This is a genomic window from Faecalibacterium sp. IP-3-29, from assembly GCF_023347335.1.
GTDB lineage: Bacteria > Bacillota > Clostridia > Oscillospirales > Ruminococcaceae > Faecalibacterium > Faecalibacterium duncaniae.
Genome location: NZ_CP094471.1, coordinates 281,276 through 298,533, shown reverse-complemented (window position 1 = coordinate 298,533; position 17,258 = coordinate 281,276). Strand labels below are relative to the sequence as shown.

At 58.5% G+C, this 17,258-nt stretch carries 14 protein-coding genes and 1 CRISPR repeat array; of the genes, 3 read left to right on the top strand and 11 right to left on the bottom strand.

Annotation, left to right across the window (positions count from 1 at the left end; translation table 11 throughout):
• Position 1 precedes the first annotated feature (1 nt).
• From MTP40_RS01330 to MTP40_RS01320, 3 genes are all read left to right on the top strand, one after another.
• Complete coding sequence (locus MTP40_RS01330; protein WP_249259691.1) at positions 2-1,102, top strand: Trm112 family protein; 1,101 nt, start codon at positions 2-4, stop codon at positions 1,100-1,102.
• Between the two features lie 12 nt (positions 1,103-1,114).
• The gene (locus MTP40_RS01325) at positions 1,115-1,909 is read left to right on the top strand and encodes a TPM domain-containing protein (RefSeq protein WP_249259690.1); all 795 of its coding nucleotides are present in this window, start codon (positions 1,115-1,117) and stop codon (positions 1,907-1,909) included.
• 95 nt (positions 1,910-2,004) lie between these two features.
• The gene (locus MTP40_RS01320) at positions 2,005-3,045 is read left to right on the top strand and encodes a YeiH family protein (RefSeq protein WP_249259689.1); all 1,041 of its coding nucleotides are present in this window, start codon (positions 2,005-2,007) and stop codon (positions 3,043-3,045) included.
• Between the two features lie 300 nt (positions 3,046-3,345).
• Here MTP40_RS01320 and MTP40_RS01315 read toward each other — a convergent pair whose 3' ends face one another.
• The 11 genes from MTP40_RS01315 to cas3 form a co-directional block, all read right to left on the bottom strand.
• Complete coding sequence (locus tag MTP40_RS01315; RefSeq protein WP_249259688.1) at positions 3,346-3,729, bottom strand: hypothetical protein; 384 nt, start codon at positions 3,727-3,729, stop codon at positions 3,346-3,348.
• A 28-nt stretch (positions 3,730-3,757) separates the two neighbouring features.
• A complete protein-coding gene (locus tag MTP40_RS01310; protein WP_442900433.1) occupies positions 3,758-5,107 on the bottom strand; it encodes an MATE family efflux transporter in 1,350 nt (449 codons plus the stop codon).
• Between the two features lie 180 nt (positions 5,108-5,287).
• A complete protein-coding gene (locus MTP40_RS01305) occupies positions 5,288-6,634 on the bottom strand; it encodes a dicarboxylate/amino acid:cation symporter (RefSeq protein ID WP_249259686.1) in 1,347 nt (448 codons plus the stop codon).
• A gap of 171 nt (positions 6,635-6,805) precedes the next feature.
• Complete coding sequence (locus tag MTP40_RS01300) at positions 6,806-7,321, bottom strand: PTS sugar transporter subunit IIA (protein WP_035393390.1); 516 nt, start codon at positions 7,319-7,321, stop codon at positions 6,806-6,808.
• Positions 7,322-7,447: 126 nt separating this feature from the next.
• On the bottom strand, positions 7,448-8,470 hold the full coding sequence (locus MTP40_RS01295; RefSeq protein ID WP_249259685.1) for a threonine aldolase family protein: 1,023 nt from the start codon (positions 8,468-8,470) through the stop codon (positions 7,448-7,450).
• Between the two features lie 64 nt (positions 8,471-8,534).
• A CRISPR array of direct repeats spans positions 8,535-9,172; the repeat unit is 28 nt; unit sequence GGATCACCCCCGCGTGGGCGGGGAAAAG.
• Positions 9,173-9,181: 9 nt separating this feature from the next.
• Positions 9,182-9,823 (bottom strand): type I-E CRISPR-associated protein Cas6/Cse3/CasE, encoded by a 642-nt coding sequence (gene cas6e / locus MTP40_RS01290; protein WP_249259684.1) that lies wholly within the window; start codon positions 9,821-9,823, stop codon positions 9,182-9,184.
• 6 nt (positions 9,824-9,829) lie between these two features.
• On the bottom strand, positions 9,830-10,516 hold the full coding sequence (cas5e, locus tag MTP40_RS01285; protein WP_227612661.1) for a type I-E CRISPR-associated protein Cas5/CasD: 687 nt from the start codon (positions 10,514-10,516) through the stop codon (positions 9,830-9,832).
• 2 nt (positions 10,517-10,518) lie between these two features.
• Entirely contained in the window at positions 10,519-11,592 is a 1,074-nt protein-coding gene (cas7e, locus tag MTP40_RS01280) for a type I-E CRISPR-associated protein Cas7/Cse4/CasC (RefSeq protein ID WP_156068986.1), read from the bottom strand.
• Position 11,593: 1 nt separating this feature from the next.
• On the bottom strand, positions 11,594-12,217 hold the full coding sequence (gene casB / locus MTP40_RS01275) for a type I-E CRISPR-associated protein Cse2/CasB (protein WP_117535588.1): 624 nt from the start codon (positions 12,215-12,217) through the stop codon (positions 11,594-11,596).
• Complete coding sequence (gene casA / locus MTP40_RS01270; RefSeq protein WP_249259683.1) at positions 12,214-13,857, bottom strand: type I-E CRISPR-associated protein Cse1/CasA; 1,644 nt, start codon at positions 13,855-13,857, stop codon at positions 12,214-12,216. Before casA ends, casB begins: the two co-directional genes overlap by 4 nt.
• Complete coding sequence (cas3, locus tag MTP40_RS01265) at positions 13,844-16,609, bottom strand: CRISPR-associated helicase Cas3' (protein WP_249259682.1); 2,766 nt, start codon at positions 16,607-16,609, stop codon at positions 13,844-13,846. The genes casA and cas3 overlap by 14 nt, the downstream gene beginning before the upstream one ends.
• Positions 16,610-17,258 lie beyond the last annotated feature (649 nt).

Here is a 17,258-nt window from a genome sequence, read left to right as displayed (position 1 = left end):
CATGGCTGAAAAGACAACGAATTATCAGTGCCCGGCCTGTACCGGCCCCCTGCACTACGATGGTGCCAGCGGCAAGCTGGTCTGCGATTACTGCGGCTCGGCCTACGACGTAAAGGACATCGAGGCCCGCTACGCCAAAAAGCAGGCCGCTGCCGACACTGCCGCCGAGGGCGATGCCAAAAAAGCCGCCCGCCTGCCCCGGCAGGACAGCCCGGTGTGGAGCGAGGCCGAGGCGGAGGGCCTGAACAGCTACTCCTGCCCCACCTGCGGGGCCGAGCTGGTCTGTGATGAGACCACCGCCGCCACCACCTGCCCCTACTGCGGCAACCCCACAGTGCTGGGCGGCAAGCTCTCCGGCAAGCTGAAGCCGGAATACATCCTGCCCTTCAAGCTGGACAAAAAGACCGCCATTGCCCAGCTGACCAGATATTACAAGGGCAAGGCTTTCCTGCCCAAGGCGTTCAAGAGCCAGAACCACATCGCAGAGATCCAGGGCGTATATGTTCCCTTCTGGCTCTACGATGCCAAGGCCGACGCGCGCGGCCGGTACGAGGGCCAGAACTCCGAGAGCCACCGCGAGGGCGATTACATGGTGACCACCACCCAGCACTACGATGTGCGCCGCGAGGGCTCGGCCGCCTTTGCCAAGGTGCCGGTGGATGGCTCCAGCAAGATGCCCAACACCCACATGGATGCCATTGAGCCCTTTGATTACGGTGACCTGATGCCCTTCTCCACGGCCTACCTGCCCGGCTATCTGGCCGACCGGTATGACGAGGATGCCGATGCCTGCGCCGAGCGCGCCTACCGCCGGATGTACAACTCCACGGCCGATGCGCTCCACGCCACCACCGGCGGCTACAGCGAGATCCACCCCATTTCCGAGAACATCAACGTGGATATGACCCACGCCCACTACGCCCTGCTGCCGGTCTGGATGCTCCACACCCGGTGGAAGGACAAGGACTTCCTGTTCGCCATGAACGGGCAGACCGGGCGGCTCATCGGCGACCTGCCGGTGGACAAGAGCCGGGTGGCCGCGTGGTTTGCGGGCATCAGCCTGCCCCTGATGGCAGTGCTGGCGTTCCTGCTGTTGTTATAAGGGGGTGGCAGAATGAAACACACTGCGAAACGCTTTGCCGCCCTGCTGGCCGCACTGGTGCTGGCGCTCTGCCTGAGCATCCCCGCCTTTGCCGCCGCACCGCTGGTGCGGGACGAGATGGGCCTGTTCGATGCGGATACTTACAGCCAGCTGGAAGCTTCCGCCGAAGCCGCCAGCGACGGCCACGACTGCGACGTATATTTTCTGGTAGTGGACAGCATCGGCGATGCCGACCAGCGCCAGTACGCCAAAGATTACTACCTTGCCAACGGTCTGGGCAGCGGCCCTGAACAAAGCGGCATCCTTTTCCTGCTGGCAGTCGGCTCCCGCAAGTATGTCACCATCACCTACGGCGGCGGCGTGACAGCCTTTACCGATTACCGCATTGAGCAGATCGAAGATGCCGTTGTTCCCTATCTCTCGGACGACGACTGGGCCGAGGCCGCCTCCGAGTACCTCTCCATGTGCGCCGACACACTGGATTTCTACGCCGAGCACGGCGAGCCGCTGGATGTTGACAACGATACCAGCGGCTGGCCCATCCTGCTCCTCATCGTCATCGGTGTGCCCATGATCATTGCCGGTATCGTCTGCGGCGTGCTGTACAGCCAGATGAAAACAGCCCGGCTCAAGACCGAGGCCAACGATTACATCGGTGCAGGCTTAAAGCTGCGGGTGCAGGTGGACAACTACACCCACACCGACCGTGTGCAGGTCTACGACCCGCCCCACGAGGAGAGCAGCAGCTCCGGCGGCTCCTCCGTGGACAGCGACGGCTTTGGCGGCTCCTCCGGCGGCTCGTTCTGAGCGCCCTTTTCTCCAGCAATAAACCACCGGTTCTGCCGGTGGTTTTCGCTTGTTTTTATTTCCGCGTAACATGCAAAAGAAAGGAAACCCAACGAATGTCAAAGAAGATCACCGCCCTGATCCCCGGAGCCGCACTGGCATTGGGCATCGCCTGCATCGCCAAGTGGCTGGAAACGCTGGAAAGCAGCGCCGGGCTCCGTCTCATTGGCGCATCGGTCATCGCCCTGTTTATCGGCATGGCCATCAATGCGTTTTTCCAGCCCAACAAAACAACCGCGCCGGGCATCAAATTCACCTCTAAGAAGGTCCTGAAATTCGCCATCGTCCTTCTGGGTGCCAGCCTGAACATCCGCACCGTGCTGACCGTGGGCCGTTTTTCGCTGACGGTCATGCTCTTCACCCTGGCCACCTGCTTTGGGCTGGGCGCGCTGATCGGCAGAGCGCTCGGGCTCAACTGGAAAACCAGCAGCCTGATCAACGCCGGAACCGGCATCTGCGGCGGCTCTGCCATTGCCGCCATTGCACCGGTGATCGAGGCCGATGACATGGACATCGCCTACGGTATGTCCGCCACCTTCCTGTTCGATACGGTGATGATCGTTGTGTTCCCGCTCCTTGGCCGGTGGCTCGGGCTTTCCGATGCCGCATTCGGTCTCTGGGCCGGTACGGCGGTCAACGATACCTCCAGCGTCGTAGCCACCGGTTACGCTTTCAGTGAAGCAGCCGGTGACTTTGCAACGATGGTCAAGCTGACCCGCACGCTGGCGATCATTCCGGCTGTTCTGGTCTTTGCCGCCATCAACCTGCACCTGAAAAAGAAAGAGAGCGCCCAGGCCAACGGTGTCAAGGTGAGCATCCGTTCCATTTTCCCCTGGTTCATCCTTGCGTTCCTTGCCATGTCCCTGCTGACCAGTCTGGGCCTTCTGCCCGCCGGGCTGGTTTCCGGCCTGAAGACCATCAGCAAGTTTCTGATGGTCGCGGCTCTGGCGGCCATTGGTCTGAACACGAACTTCAAATCTCTCTGCCGTTCCGGCGCAAAGCCCATGCTGCACGGCTTCATCATCTCCACATTGGTCGTTCTGGTCGCCATTGGTGTTGAGTACATGATCGGCATTGCACCCTACGGCACACTGTAACGCTCCTGCCAGCTGAATTTTCCCACAAAGAAAGAGCAGTGCTCTCCAATGGGTTTCCACCCACCGGAAGCACTGCTCTTTTATTGTTCCGCTTTGCTCCACAAACGCGAATTTATACCCGGTACTTGTCTCGATTTATAGTCATATCAACCAAATGAAATACAAGTAAGATAATAAAAAAAACGGAAACTATTATTATTCCTGCGCCCGGCTTGATAAAATCAATGATACCGCCAAGACAAAAGAGCATTGCCCATGTCTTAATCCGTTTTCCAGTAACTCTGCATATTTTCTCTGTATTTAATCCAGTATAATCTCCTGATAAAAACAGCACACTTCTTTCTGTATTCCTTGATTTGATAAAAATCTTCCAACAAAAAAGAGAACAGTTGCCATCAGTAAATCAATAAGTATAATTATTATTTTCATTTTCAACACCTCTAATTCTAAGTTCACAACTTCCGATTTATTGACCCAAGACGAGTATACCACACTCTCCCATGAAAGAACAGGCGGATATAGCACAAAAGGCAGGATGGACTTCGATAGTGCTCTTGTTGGAGAGCGTCTGCCCCAAAACCTGCTGGAACCGAGTACGGCAAACTGGAACTTGTCGGGGCAAAGCCCCTCCATCTTGCTACGCAAGACCGTTCTGTCGCTTAAAAGCCCCACTGGGGCTTTCATTGTTCTGCTTCGCTCCACAAACGCGAAGTTATCTGGTTGATGCCATTTTATCAGTCGGCCATGATCTCCTGAGAGCCCCATAGGAGATTAAGAAGTTCGCAAGCCAACCAGCTGGTACAGCAAGCCAGACAAAGGCAATGCCGAAACGCGGTGCACAGATCAGGGCAACGGACAGACGAATCGCAAGGTTCACCATGTTTGCAACGAGGAACGGACGCATAATTCCGAGACCGCGAAGGACTCCATCGGTTGCCATCTTGATACCCATGAAGATGAAAAAGTAACCAAGCCATCTCATATAATCACCAGACACCTGATAGGCCAACGCCGTTCCGTCTTTTCCCAAGAACAGCGAGGAAATCTGCGTGTGCAGCGCTTCAATGACCACAAACGCAATGGCTGCAAAGCACAGATCCAGCACCAGTGCAGCGTGGTACCCTTTTTTGATGCGTTGGGGCTTGCCTGCGCCAAGGTTTTGGGAAACAAACGGCGAAACCGCATTGCCGATGGAGACAAAAATCAAAGAGAACACATTCTCTACTCGCATCGTCGCCGAATAGCCTGCCAGCGCCTGTGTGCCGAATGGATTTACAACTGCCTGCACAATCAGCATACCGATGGACACCGTAGACTGCTGAAGAATCGACGGCACGGCAATTTGCAGCATGGATTGCAGCCCCTGCCAGTCAAATCGTTGAAATGGGCTCTCGTATCGCCGCATCCGATGAAGAAAAATCAGAAGGGAAAATATGGCGGAAATGCCTTGGGCAATCAAGGTTGCAAGAGCGGCACCGAACACGCCCAGACCAAGCCCAGCAACCATCCAAAGGTCCATAAAAATATTCAGGACAGAAGAAAAAATCAGGAGTGCCAAGGGAATTCTTGATTCACCGATGGAGGTGAACATGTTGGAGAGAATGTTATACATAAACAAGAACGGAAAGCCCGCAAAATAGACCCGCAGATACAGCACCGCCTCATCCAGAATGTCGGGAGGGGTTTGCAAGTCCCGCATCATCGGAAGGGAAAAGCATAAGCCAAAAACGCCAAGGACAATGCTCAGAATCAAAAAGCTGAGCAAGGACGTTGACACAATGGTTTTCATTTTGCCATATTCTTTGGCACCGAAATAGCGGCTCACCAGCACACCGGCACCTACGCCGGCTCCCAGTGCCACACAAATGAACACATTGGTCAATGCTGCACAGGCACCGACAGCTGCAAGTGCGGAAGAACCAACAAACTGGCCGACAATAATGGAGTCGGCCATATTGTATATTTGCTGAAAAAAACTCCCAAGAATCATCGGCATTGCAAAAACCGTCAACGCTTTGAGGGGCGCATCGGTTATCAAATACTCATCTTTCGACATTCTCATATTCCTCCTTAGTACTTGTATTGTAGTATCCGCTTCATTTGCTTTCACGACTTCTGAGTTGTTGAACTGAGCCGAGTATACCACACTCTTCCCACAAATACTACCACGCAAAAAACTCCCATGCTCACATCGGAAGATGCTGTGCATGGGAGTTTTTGCTGCGCCTGTTACGGCGTATTGTTACTTATTGAAGGTCTTCTCGTTCAGCAGGCCCTCGCTCTTGGCAACGCAGATGCTGGCAACTGCATCACCCACCACGTTCAGGGAGGTGACCAGCATCTCGATGGGGCGGTTGATGGCCAGGATCAGGGAGTAGGCCAGCAGAGCGCCGTCGTTGACGAAGCCCATGCCGGACAAGATGGTGAACAGGATGACAGCCCCAGCGCCGGGAGCGGCGGGGGTGCCCACAGATGCCAGCAGGGCCAGCAGGGCGACCACGACCAGCTGGCCGGGGGTGACGGTGTAACCGGCACAGCCTGCAATGAACACGGTGGCAATGACCTGCATGATGGCGGTGCCGTCCATGTTGATGGTCATGCCCAGCGGCAGGACGAAGGAAGCAATGCTCTCATCCACGCCGAACTCTTCCTCGCACACCTTGATGTTCAGGGGCAGGGTGGCGGCGCTGGAGGAGGTGGAGAAGCCAAACACTGCCACGTTGGCGATCTTGCGGATGAAGGTGAAAGGGTCCAGCTTGGCACCCAGTGCAATGACCAGCGGGTAGGCAATGATCAGAAAGGCCAGCAGCAGGACCACCGTGATCACCACATAGACCAGCGCGGGCTTGAGGTAATCGATGCCGTAGATGGCGAAGGTTCGGGTCAGCAGCACAAAGACTGCAAAGGGGGCAAAGTTGCTGATGATGAAGTTCAGGAACACGACCACCACATCGTTGACCTCGCCCAGCAGGCGGCGCAGGGTCGCGGTGCGGCTCTCGCCCAGGGTGTTCATGCTCAGGCCGATGGCCACTGCCAGGAACACGCTGGAAAGCACAGCGCCATTGCTGCCAAAGGCAGTGATGATGTTGGAGGGGATGATGTTCAGCACCACGTTCAGGGGGTTGGAACCGGTGGAACCGCTGGCTTCTGCCAGACCCTCGATGTGGGTGTTGAACAGGCCCATGGAGTAGGTGCCGTAGCCCACACAGCCTGCCAGCAGCAGCGCCAGGAAGGAGCACAGCAGGAACCAGAACAGGGTCTTTGCGGAAATGCGGCCCATGGTGCGGATGTCTGCAATGCTGCCAATGGCCAGCGAAATGGAGGTAAAGACCATGGGGATGATCACCAGCTGCAGCGCCTTGATGAAGAGCTGGCCGATGATGTAGAAGATGCCAAAGGCACGCTCAGCGCCATCGGCGGTGATATCCTGGAACAGCAGGTTGTTGATGGTGGTCCAGGTCTGTGCCTGACCGCTGGCGTTCAAATGCTCCCGCAGGAACATAAAGGCCAGACCGGCCACCAGGCCGCAGACCAGAGAGATCGCCATGCGTTTTGCAAGGGATAATTCGTGCTTCTTTTTTGTTTCCATATCCTTTTCCTCTCACAGTACCGGTTTTTGGCTCACACTTTGCCTACTCTAGCACAACTCCCCCTGCAATGCAAGAGAAAATCACGCAAAATACAGCTTTTTTGCAAATAAGTACGACTTTTCTCCGCAAAAATCCCCCGAAAGCACTCTGCCTCCGGGGGATCTGCTTACTTATTTCTTGAACTTGAACACCGGCGTGCCAGCGGCAGCATCGCCGTTTGCAACAACACTGATCTCCGGCAGGTCATCACTGTTGGTCACGATGAGAGCCGTTGCGGTGGGGTGGCCTGCGGCGCGGATGGCTTCCAGATCCACCTTCAGCAGCGGGGTGCCGGCCTTGACCTTGGCCCCTTCTTTGGTCAGGGAGGTAAAGCCCTGTCCCTTCATCTCCACCGTGTCCATGCCGACATGGATCAGCAGCTCAATGCCGTCATCGCTCATCATACCAACGGCGTGCAGGCTTTCGGGCACCTGCGTAACAGTACCGTCAAAGGGAGCATAAACGGTGTCGCCGGTGGGCTCCACGCCGCAGCCGGGGCCCAGGATCGCAGAGGCAAAGGTCTCGTCAGGCAGCTGCTCCAGCGGGATCACCTTACCGTCAATGGGAAGCATGACCGTCATCTTCTGGCCGGAAAATTTCGTCTCGGATGCGGCCTTGCCGCCAAAAAGCTTGTCAAAAAAGCCCATAATATAAACCATCCTTCCACGGTGCACAAAGTGCAGCCTTTATCCAGTTAAGAATAGCATATCCGCGCAGAAAATACAATCTGCATCCTGCACAAAGAGCCGCGCCGCCATTTGGCAGGTGTGCCCTTACATCAGCTCCAGCAGCTGCTCCACCTCTTCCATCCGGGTGGCCCAGCTGGTGGCAATGCGGACAACGGTGTGGGTATCATCGTACTTCTCCCAGAAGCCGAACTTGGCCTTGCCTTCCAGCGCGGCCAGCTGCTCGTTGGACAGCACGATGAACACCTGATTCGTGGGCGAATCCATGAAGAACGAATAGCCCTTTTCGGCCAGTCCCTTCTTGAGCACGGCGGCGGTCTCAATGGCATTTTTGCTGATGGTCTGGTACAGGTCATCGGTGAACAGCACATCGAACTGGATGCCCAGCAGACGGCCCTTTGCCAGCAGAGCGCCCTGCTGCTTGACCATGGTCATAAAGTGAGCCGGTGCGCCGTGGGGGAACACAACTGCCTCGCCGCAGAGCGCACCCACTTTGGTGCCGCCGATGTAGAACACATCGGTCAGGCGGGCCACATCGGCCAGCGTCACATCGGTGCCCTCGGCGGTCAGACCATAGCCCAGACGGGCACCGTCCATAAACAGCGGCATATGGTACTTATGGCAGACAGCGGACAGCGCTTCCAGCTCTGCCTTGGTGTACAGGGTGCCGTACTCCGACGGGTGGGAGATGTACACCATGCCCGGGAACACGAGGTGGTCCACATTGCCATCGGCATAGAAGGTCCTGCACCAGTCCTCAACCGTCCCGGCATCCAGCTTGCCGTTGGTGTGCGGCAGGCCGATGACCTTGTGGCCCGTGAACTCAATGGCACCGGCCTCGTGGGCAGCCACATGGCCGGTGGATGCGGCCAGCACACCCTCCCAGCGGCGCAGCATCGATGCAATGACGATGGCGTTGCTCTGGGTGCCGCCCGAAATGAACCAGACATCGGCATCCGGTGCGCCGCACGCCGCGCGGATCTTCTCCCGCGCACTGGCGCAATAGGGATCGGTGCCGTAGCCGGAGACCTTTTCAAAGTTGGTCTCCACCAGCTTCTGTAAGATCGCCGGATGCGCACCCTCGCAGTAATCGTTTTCAAAATACAGCATATACTTTCCCTCGCTCTGCATTCAAGATAAACCTATTATCTGCTTTTTGCGCAGGGTTGTCAACGTGGAACCCCCGCGTAGGCGGGGAAAAGATTCTGGAACCGTCCATGGGTGTGGGCAACTTCGGATCACCCCCGCGTGGGCGGGGAAAAGTGTCCCTGCGTAGTGCTGCCAGAGGGCAGCCCAGGATCACCCCCGCGTGGGCGGGGAAAAGTCCAGACCCACTCGCAGCCCTGCTCAAACTCAGGGATCACCCCCGCGTGGGCGGGGAAAAGGCACCGAGTTCCTGCCACTCGAAGTCCTTTTTGGGATCACCCCCGCGTGGGCGGGGAAAAGGCACCGAGTTCCTGCCACTCGAAGTCCTTTTTGGGATCACCCCCGCGTGGGCGGGGAAAAGATTGGTGGTCATCGCCAGTGTGTCCGGGTCTGGGGATCACCCCCGCGTGGGCGGGGAAAAGTGCATGTAATTCATCTTCCAATGGTGTTCCGTGGGATCACCCCCGCATGGGCGGGGAAAAGGCAAAGATACAGCTCCGAACTGCAAAGCGTAGAGGATCACCCCCGCATGGGCGGGGAAAAGATGTTCGTCAGGTAGGTGCTGTATGCGGCAGAGGGATCACCCCCGCGCAGGCGGGGAAAAGGTGATGATGCCTGCCTCGATGGCCTTCATCACGGGATCACCCCCGCGTGGGCGGGGAAAAGACCGGCATCTCAGCCATGGTCTCCTCCCCTGTGGATGATGGTCATCAGGCCAAGGCCATAGGCCTTGCCCCGGCCAACGCCCTCGCACAGCAGGGCCTTGAAGGCCTCCGGGTTCGTCACCTGCAGAACACCCTCGTAGGTCACAGCCAGCAGAGTAACAGGCCGGGTGCCGTTTTTCTTGAAGTGATAGGTCTGCTTCCGGGTCACTGCGAACGACCCCTCCGAGACGGCAAAGCCGTGCTTTGCGGCCTGCGCCCACAGCCATTCCTCCTGCTCTACCTCGAGATAGCAGGGTTTCAGGGTTCCCCGGGCCGTATGGTCGGCAGAGTCTTTTTTGCTGCGGGTGGGGTTGGCAGTCAGGCGGAACTGCCAGCAGCTGCCCGCTGTCACCCGTTCCAGCAGCGAGTCATAGGGCCGGGTCTCCGGGGGCGCACCGGTGCCAAACTGCGCACACAGGGCGGTCAGGTCCGGCCGTTCCTCACTGAGCAGGAGCAGGTACAGTTTTTCTCCCAGCTGATCCAGCCGCCACAGCCTGCGGCGGCGCGCACCGGGAAAAGCGTTTTCCACCGCACCATGGAATTTCTGGGGCGAGATCAGCGCCACCATGGTCTCACGGCGGGTCGGGTCAAGTTCTGCGCGGGATAGATACATGATTCCTCACCTCAATTCTGCCATTGCGTCATGTTCGGTCGCGCCGGGCATTTCCGGCGGGTTTGTGTTCCACTCCCGCACCGGGCGGAAGCCGTACTGCCGGTGGATGGGGCTGAACGACACCGCCAGATCACGCCGGGGCACAGCAGCAGCATCCGCCGGGTCCGCGTCTGCCACGATGCGCAAGGGGGCCCCATTCCTCTGTTTCACCAGCAGCGGTTCGGCCCGCAGGGTATCCAGCAGTTTCCCGGCCCGGATACCAAGGCAGAGCGGCAGGGTGGGCGGGCAGGAACGCCGCCCCAGATACAGCGGGTAGACCGGATGTTTCAGGGCCGTTTCCAGCTCCTGTAACAGGGCAGTGTCCTCGCTTTCCAGCCCCACCAGAAAGACCGCATCCTGCAGGTAATGGCGGTAGGTCACATAGGGAGCCTTGCCTTTTTTTCGATCCTCTTCCCGGTTGGCTGTGTGGAAATCCACCAGCAGGCTGCCCTCCCGGTCAGCACGGACGGCAAAGTGCAGGCCGTTCAGCCGGGCAAGGCCTGCGGCATCGTCCCGGCGCAGACCCAGTGCCGCCGCCAACAGGCCAATGACACCACTTTTGGTGGGTTCCCGGTTCGTTTTGCGGGTCTCAAATTTGGAATCCGCACCCCACGATTGCAGGGGCGCGGCCAGCCGAAGCAACAGCGTTGCCATGGTCACACCTCATTTCCGGGCAGCTTCTCCTTTACGGCACGTTCCAGCGCGGTGAGCATCTGGTTCAGGGGCATGGCCGGGGCCAGCTCGTCCAGCCCGATGCCCACAGCAAAGCTCTGGGCCGGAGCATCCGCATAGCAGGCATACACCTGCTGCGCATACTGCTTCAGCGCCGTCTTGGAGGGTTCCGCATAGCCCTCGGGGCTCTTGCGCACCGGCTTTTCAAAAGCACCGCAGAGGTTCACAGGCTGATCCTCCCGCAGGGTGACATAGACAGCATCCGGCAGGGTGCGGTTGGCAAAGCTGTTCTGCTTTCCGGTGGGCATGGAGCGGATGAAGGCCTCGCCGAACACCCGGACAGCCTGGGCTGCCTTTTCAGCCCCAAGCAGGTGCACCAGTTCCACCATGTTGACGGTGGCATAGCGATACAGGGTGGAAGAGTTGTACTCCACCGTGCCCAGATGGCCCGCACCTGCCGAATCCTCCGGGGCACAGTCATCCACGGCGGTGAAGTAATCAAACTCGTTCTGTACGGCATGGGTGGAGATGCTGTGGGCCACCTGAGCGGCGGCATCGTAATTCAGGGAAGGATCGCTGGCGACCATCCGGCCAAACAGAGCCATATCCACCGAAGGGTTCTCCTTCAGGGCCTTTTTGTAGTCATCCTTCTCCTCGCAGTCCTCGGCGGCCAGCCGGGCCAGCGCCCGGGCCTGGGCCGTGCTCAAAAAGAGCAGGGCGGCGTTGTTGTCATCTTTCAGCTTGATGCCTGCATTTTCCAGTGCCTTTTTTGCATCCTTTTTCAGTCTGGCATCGTCCAGTTCAGGAGCCAGTGCGGCCAGTTCCCCGGCCACAAGGTCAGTTGCTTTCAGGGTACGTTTTCCGGTCTCGACCATGTCGGCCATTTCTTCGGCAAACATTTTGCGGATCGCGTGCTTCCACGCCTGAGAGGATACCCGGGCGCGGGTGGCACCGCCATAGACAGCCGTCTTGGGGCTGCCGGTATCGTCGCGGTTCACACAGCTGGGCGGCACCGTTTGCAGCACATGAAAATCAACATACAGACGCTTGGTATCCATTTCAATTCTCCTTTTCTTCGGTTTCAGGTGTGTCGGCATTCATCTGGTAGAGGTCCCGGCCCCACTGCAGGCGGACATTGGCTGCCTGATCCGGGAGCTGGAACCGGTACAGCTCCACAGCCAGCCGGGGGTAATCCAGTTTCAGCTTCGGTTCATTTCCCCGGAACAGCTGCACCATCCCCCGGAGGTAGTGGGACACCTCGGGCATGGAATCCGCTGTGGCCAGTGCGTTGAACCGGCGCAGGACGCTGCTCTCGGTCCAGTCCTGCGCGGCAGCTGCGGAATTCTGGGCCAGCAGGCGCACCGCCCTGCCCAGCGTGCAGCCCTTTTCATTCATGGAAACGTTCTCTTCTCCCTGCTGGTGCAGGGCGTAGAGAGTCAGGGCAAGGTAGACCGCCCACTCGGCTTCCGATGGTTCCCGGCACTCTCCTGCCGCCGTTTCCCTGCCCCAGAGCTCTTTGGGCAGTTCCTGCAGGAAGCTGCCCCACAGCGCCGGCAGGTCGCCGGGCTGATGCCCAACGCCCCGGCGCAGCTCTGCCAGCCGGGCACGCCGCTGGGGTTTGGGCAGGCTCCACAGCCCGCTCAGCTGTCCGGCCACATAATCATGGATCGCATCCGTTATCATGCTGTTCCTCCTTCTTTCTTCGGGTAGAGCTTCCGCAGATTGTACAGGAAGCTATTGTAGGCCTTGGGGGCCGTATACAGAACGGTTTTCTTTTCGTCCTTTTTACCGCCTGTTTTCACCTCGACCCTATGGCCCACAAAGGCGGCATTCCCGGCCCGCTCCACCATCTGGCGGCCCAGCTCTGCGGCCAGTTTGCGGGCTTTCTCCTGCCATTCATCGGCTTTTTCGTCCAGCTTGTCCGTTTCGGGGTCAATGCTCTGCAGCCAAAGCCGGAACGGCTGGTCGATGGTAAAGTAGAACTGGGTGCGGGCGGATTCCGCGGTCGTATCGTTCTTATCTCCCGCCGCAAGGGAGAGCTCCCAGGCAAGGCGGCCGACGCATTGCGCGGCCCGCTCGCAGCGCCCGATCTCATCCCGGATGGGCACTGTCCAGCGCCGTCCCAGTTCTCCCAGCAGCGCGGCCTGAAAGGTCAGGCTGTCACTGAAGGAATCGTTCACAAAGAAATCCTTATCGCCATACTTCATGCCGCTGATGGCAAAGCGGATCAGCCGCTTGCGTTCCAGCGGGCAGTCCGGGTCATTTTGAAGCATTTCCACCCAGCGGACAACGCCGGGCCTGCGGACGCTTTCCCCTTCCTCACAGAACACTGCCGGAAACTCCCGCCAGAACTGCTTGGCCGGGTCGTGACGGCTGGGTACAAAGGTGACCTGCCCGGTCTTTTTGCTCTTTTGGGCATCCGGGTCACGCCAGACGGTCATCTGTTCCGCAAATGCATTCTCTCTTGCGAAGAAATCGCCGCCCAGCAGAGAAAATCCGGTCACGATTTCCCCCTCTCGGTCGAGCAGGAGCCGCCGGGATTGCAGGGTCAGCAGCTGCGCAGGATTGTCCGGCAGGGCGATTTCTGTGCGCTCTGCACTGTGGGGCTGTTCCAGTTCCCAGCAGGGATGATTCTCCCCCCACAGTTCTACGCCATCCTTGAGCAGAGTGAGGTTCAGCATCAAAGTCTCGAACAGGTTGCTGCCCTGCGCCTGAATGTACCCCAGCTTTCCCAGCCAGCCAGCGCCCACCGAGGGCAGACCCTTGCCCTTGGGCTTTGCAGAGGTGTCATCGTAGCCATTCACACTCAGCAGCCACCGCGCTGCCTGGGCATAAGTCAGGCCCTCTTTTCCTTCGCCCGCATAGGACGAGAATAACCGCAGCTTGTTGCTGCTCTCAGAAAGCTCCCCGTTCAGCTTGGAAGCGGTGTATTCTGTGCCGATCTTCGCTTCCGGCACCTGCCAGAAGGGGCGTTCCGGGTGGAAAAGCCAGAAGCGGTCTCGCCACTGCTCCAGATAGGCCCGGATGGGCGCTTCCGGAAAATGCCCCAGCCGGTACAGCTCCTCCCAGCGGATCAGGGCATCGTCCGTTTCCTCAAAGGGGGCCGGCGTACCGTTTTCATCCACCCGGGAAAACACCGTGTGCAGAACCGCCAACAGCAGCCGCAGCATGGCGGCATCCTGCGTGGGCAGTTCTCCGGCCAGGTCACGGTATTCGTGGGCGTGCAGCAGGGCATCCGACAGAGAAACTTCCTGCACGGTGTAATCCTGCCCGCGCACCCGCACCCAGCGTTCCTCCAGCAAATTATACTCAATTTGCTTCATTCTCTTCCTCCTTCCGGTAGGTCAGACCATTTTCACGGTCGTATTGCAGCACCTGCCCGGCAAGCTGTGCGGTCAGGTGATCATCCAGCAGTAAGATCAGTTCTCCCCGCAGCAGCGGTGACTGCTGCCACAACCCGAACACTTCCCGGTTCCGGGTTTCCAGTGCGTCGATGGTCTGTTCCACCGACCACCGTTTGCTGAAATATCCGGGCAGGCGCAGCTTCTGCCGTGCAATTTGAAGCGCCATCTCCGGCTGAGGCGGCTCGTCCGTGGGCACGCAGGCACCGGGCTGCCCCGTTTCATCGGGCAGGAAGCGGACATTTCCCGCCGCATCCCGCATCAGCACCAGCACGTCAACAGAAGGGTCTCCGTCACGCACCGCCGCGCGGGCACCGTTGTCACTGACAGCACCCACATCATCCATCCAATTATCCAGCGTATTCCGGGAAGAGCGCTTTCTGTGCTCTTCTGGCGGCAGGATGGTAAAAGTCTTCGCCTTGCCCATTTTGATTTGTTGGGCCTTTTCGTACTCCACCCGGGCCGCAGTGCTCTGCGGGCTGGCGGGCAAAGGGTCGGGCTCCCAGCCATAGACATCCTGCACCAGCGGGGCAATGTCATGGGGCAGGGTGATGGCGGTGGGCAGGAGCTTGCGGGTGCGCCAGAGCAGCCATTCCCCGTAAACCGCCCTGCTGCCCTCGTCGAAGTCCTCCGTCCCAGTGTCCAGCACGGCACAGCGGGCCTGCGCCACCGGCCGGGAACGAGCCCGCCCCTCGTGGCGGTGCAGTCGTCCGATGCGCTGTAAAAGCAGATCCATGGGGCAGAGCTCTGTGACCAGAAGATCCAGATCGATATCAAGGGATTGCTCGAGCACCTGCGTGCCCACCACAATGAGCTTATCCCGCTGTTCCGGGGTGGAGTGCTTGCCGATGCGCTTCATCAGCGCCTCTTCTTTGGCGGCACGGTCGGGCATGAGGAACTGAGCGTGGAATACCACCACCTCAAACTCCGGCAGTTCTGCCCGCAGACGGGCCGCAATGGCCTGCGCCTTTTTCACGGTATTGACGATCACGCCCGCACAGCCGCCCTCCCGCAAGGCACTGCGCAGAGTGTCAGTCAGCTGTTCCTCGGTCAGCGGGAATGTCTCCACTCTGCGTGGTTCGGTTTCCAGTGGGATAGTCGTCTGCTCCACCTGTTTGCCGTCCGTCCAGGTCAGCAGCGGATAGCCCCGGCAGGTCTGCCATAAGCCGTCCGGGGCGGTTCTTCCATTCAGGTAGGCCCTGACCAGCTCGACCCGGCGCTTGGCGGGCAGGGTAGCGGAAAGCAGGATCACCGGTACTTTGTACCGGCCCAGCCAGGTCAGCGCCCGGTCAAGATAGCAGTTCATATAGGCATCGTAGGCGTGGCACTCGTCAATGACCGCCACTTTGCCCGCAAGGCCGAGGTGGCGCAGCATCACATGTTTTTGCTTGAGCGCCGCCAGTAACAGCTGATCCACCGTGCCGATGACAAAATCAGCCAGCAGCCCCTGCTTATTGCCGCGAAACCACTGATGCACCATCACCCGGCTCTCCGGGTCAGCATCGGGGTCTGCTTCCAGATCCTCCTCCACCCACACCGTGTCCTGCTGCAATCGGAGGTAGGCCTCGTTCAGTTCGGCCATGCCGTGGGCCAGCTTGATGGAGTGCTCCAACCCATCCGGCTGCTTTTCGGCCCATGCCAGCAGCCGCCCAAAGATGCCGTTGGCGGTGGCCTGGGTGGGCAGACCAAAGAAGATTCCGCCCTCGCCGCCGTGCTTGGCTAAAATCTCTGCCGCACCCAGCGCGGCCTCCGTCTTGCCCACGCCCATCTGTGCTTCCAGAATGAACATCCCCGGTTCCTGGGCCTGGCTGACGGCTTCCAGCATGGCCCGCTGGACTTCGTTGGGCGGAAAGCCGAAGCGTTCCGCAAACGCCCCCGGTTCCGTCACATCCGACTGCACCTCCCACGGAGAGGTCAGGTCCAGCGCTTCCCACGCCCGATTGACACGGGCAGGATACAGGGTATCGCTGCCCACCTCTTCCACAGGGATGAGCGGAAAGTATCGGGTATTGCTGGCGATCCAGTCCGCCATGATGAGCAGGCCGGTCAGCAGGATCTCAGCCGGGATGGTCAGCTGCGGCAGCTCGTCCACGCTGGAAAAGCCGCTTTCCTGCAAGGCGTAGTCAAACAGTTCCCGCCAGCAGCTCTCCCAGAATTTCTGCTCGCCCTCGGGCCAATAGTTGGATTCCCAGCTGCCTTCTTCTTCCTCATCGCCCAGCTGGTCAAGCACATTCTTCCCGGTTTGTGGCTTGCCGTGGTGTGCGCCTGCTACCGATGCAAGCCCGTTGGGGCATTTCAGCCACCGCAAGATGGCCTCACTCGCCAGCGCGTGACGTGAATACTTGCGGTTCTGTTCCCGGTACCGAAGCGTTGTGTATTTTTCCAAGCGCTGTCTGGGCTCCGGCAAATGTGCCATCATTGGCCCCTGGAAAGCCGCGGATATCTTCCCCAGGTCGTGAACCCACCCCAGAAAGCAGGCGGTCTGTGTCAGCTGGTCCTCGTCCAATCCGATATGCTGACGGACGCTATCCGGCAGCCACCTCTGCACCAGATATACCATAATACCCGCCGTATCCCGCAGGTGCATCCAGAGCGGCAGCCAGAAGCCGCTGTTCACCGGGTCTGTTTTGCCTGCAAACAGCCGCACCTCGTAAGAAAGCGTTCGTCGTCTCATCCTGTTCCACCTCCACTGCAGTCAGGAAAATCGCATTTTCCGCATCATCGGGGTTTCTCTGAGGATAGAATAGCACACAAAAAGTCCTATAAAGCGGATGTTTGCTGCTTTTCTCATGGTTTTTTCAGTTTTTTTGATGTCTGCCGTTTTCCGGCTATTACCCCCGCAAGGCGGGGAAAGTGTTGCTCCCTATCAAGCATTCGGAGCACATCCGCTGATGCGGATTCCAGAGACATTACATATCATGCATTGTTCGAAATCTCTGTACACCAATATTACACCTTTTTTCCCAACTTTACAAGCGGATCCTTCCGATTCAGCAAATGACACAAAAACCGCCCCGATTTTCTGTTACGGAAACCGGAGCGGTTCACTTGCATTATTTGTACTTTTTCAAGCGCTCACGCAAAACCTTGCGGGGGTTCTTGATCGCAGCCTGGGCGGGTGCCAAAATTACAGAGCGTTCGGAGCAACGATGATACGTTATTTGTGAATTTCCAGTGTGTTTTACCCCATCTCCGCAATGATCTTCTCCAAATTTTCTTCCTGCAAATAGAATTCCGGCAGTTTTGCCTTGTCATATAGAACGAATGGGCGGCGTTTGCAAGGAGCAGTCATACACAAAACGCCCCCGGCTTCCTGTCATGGA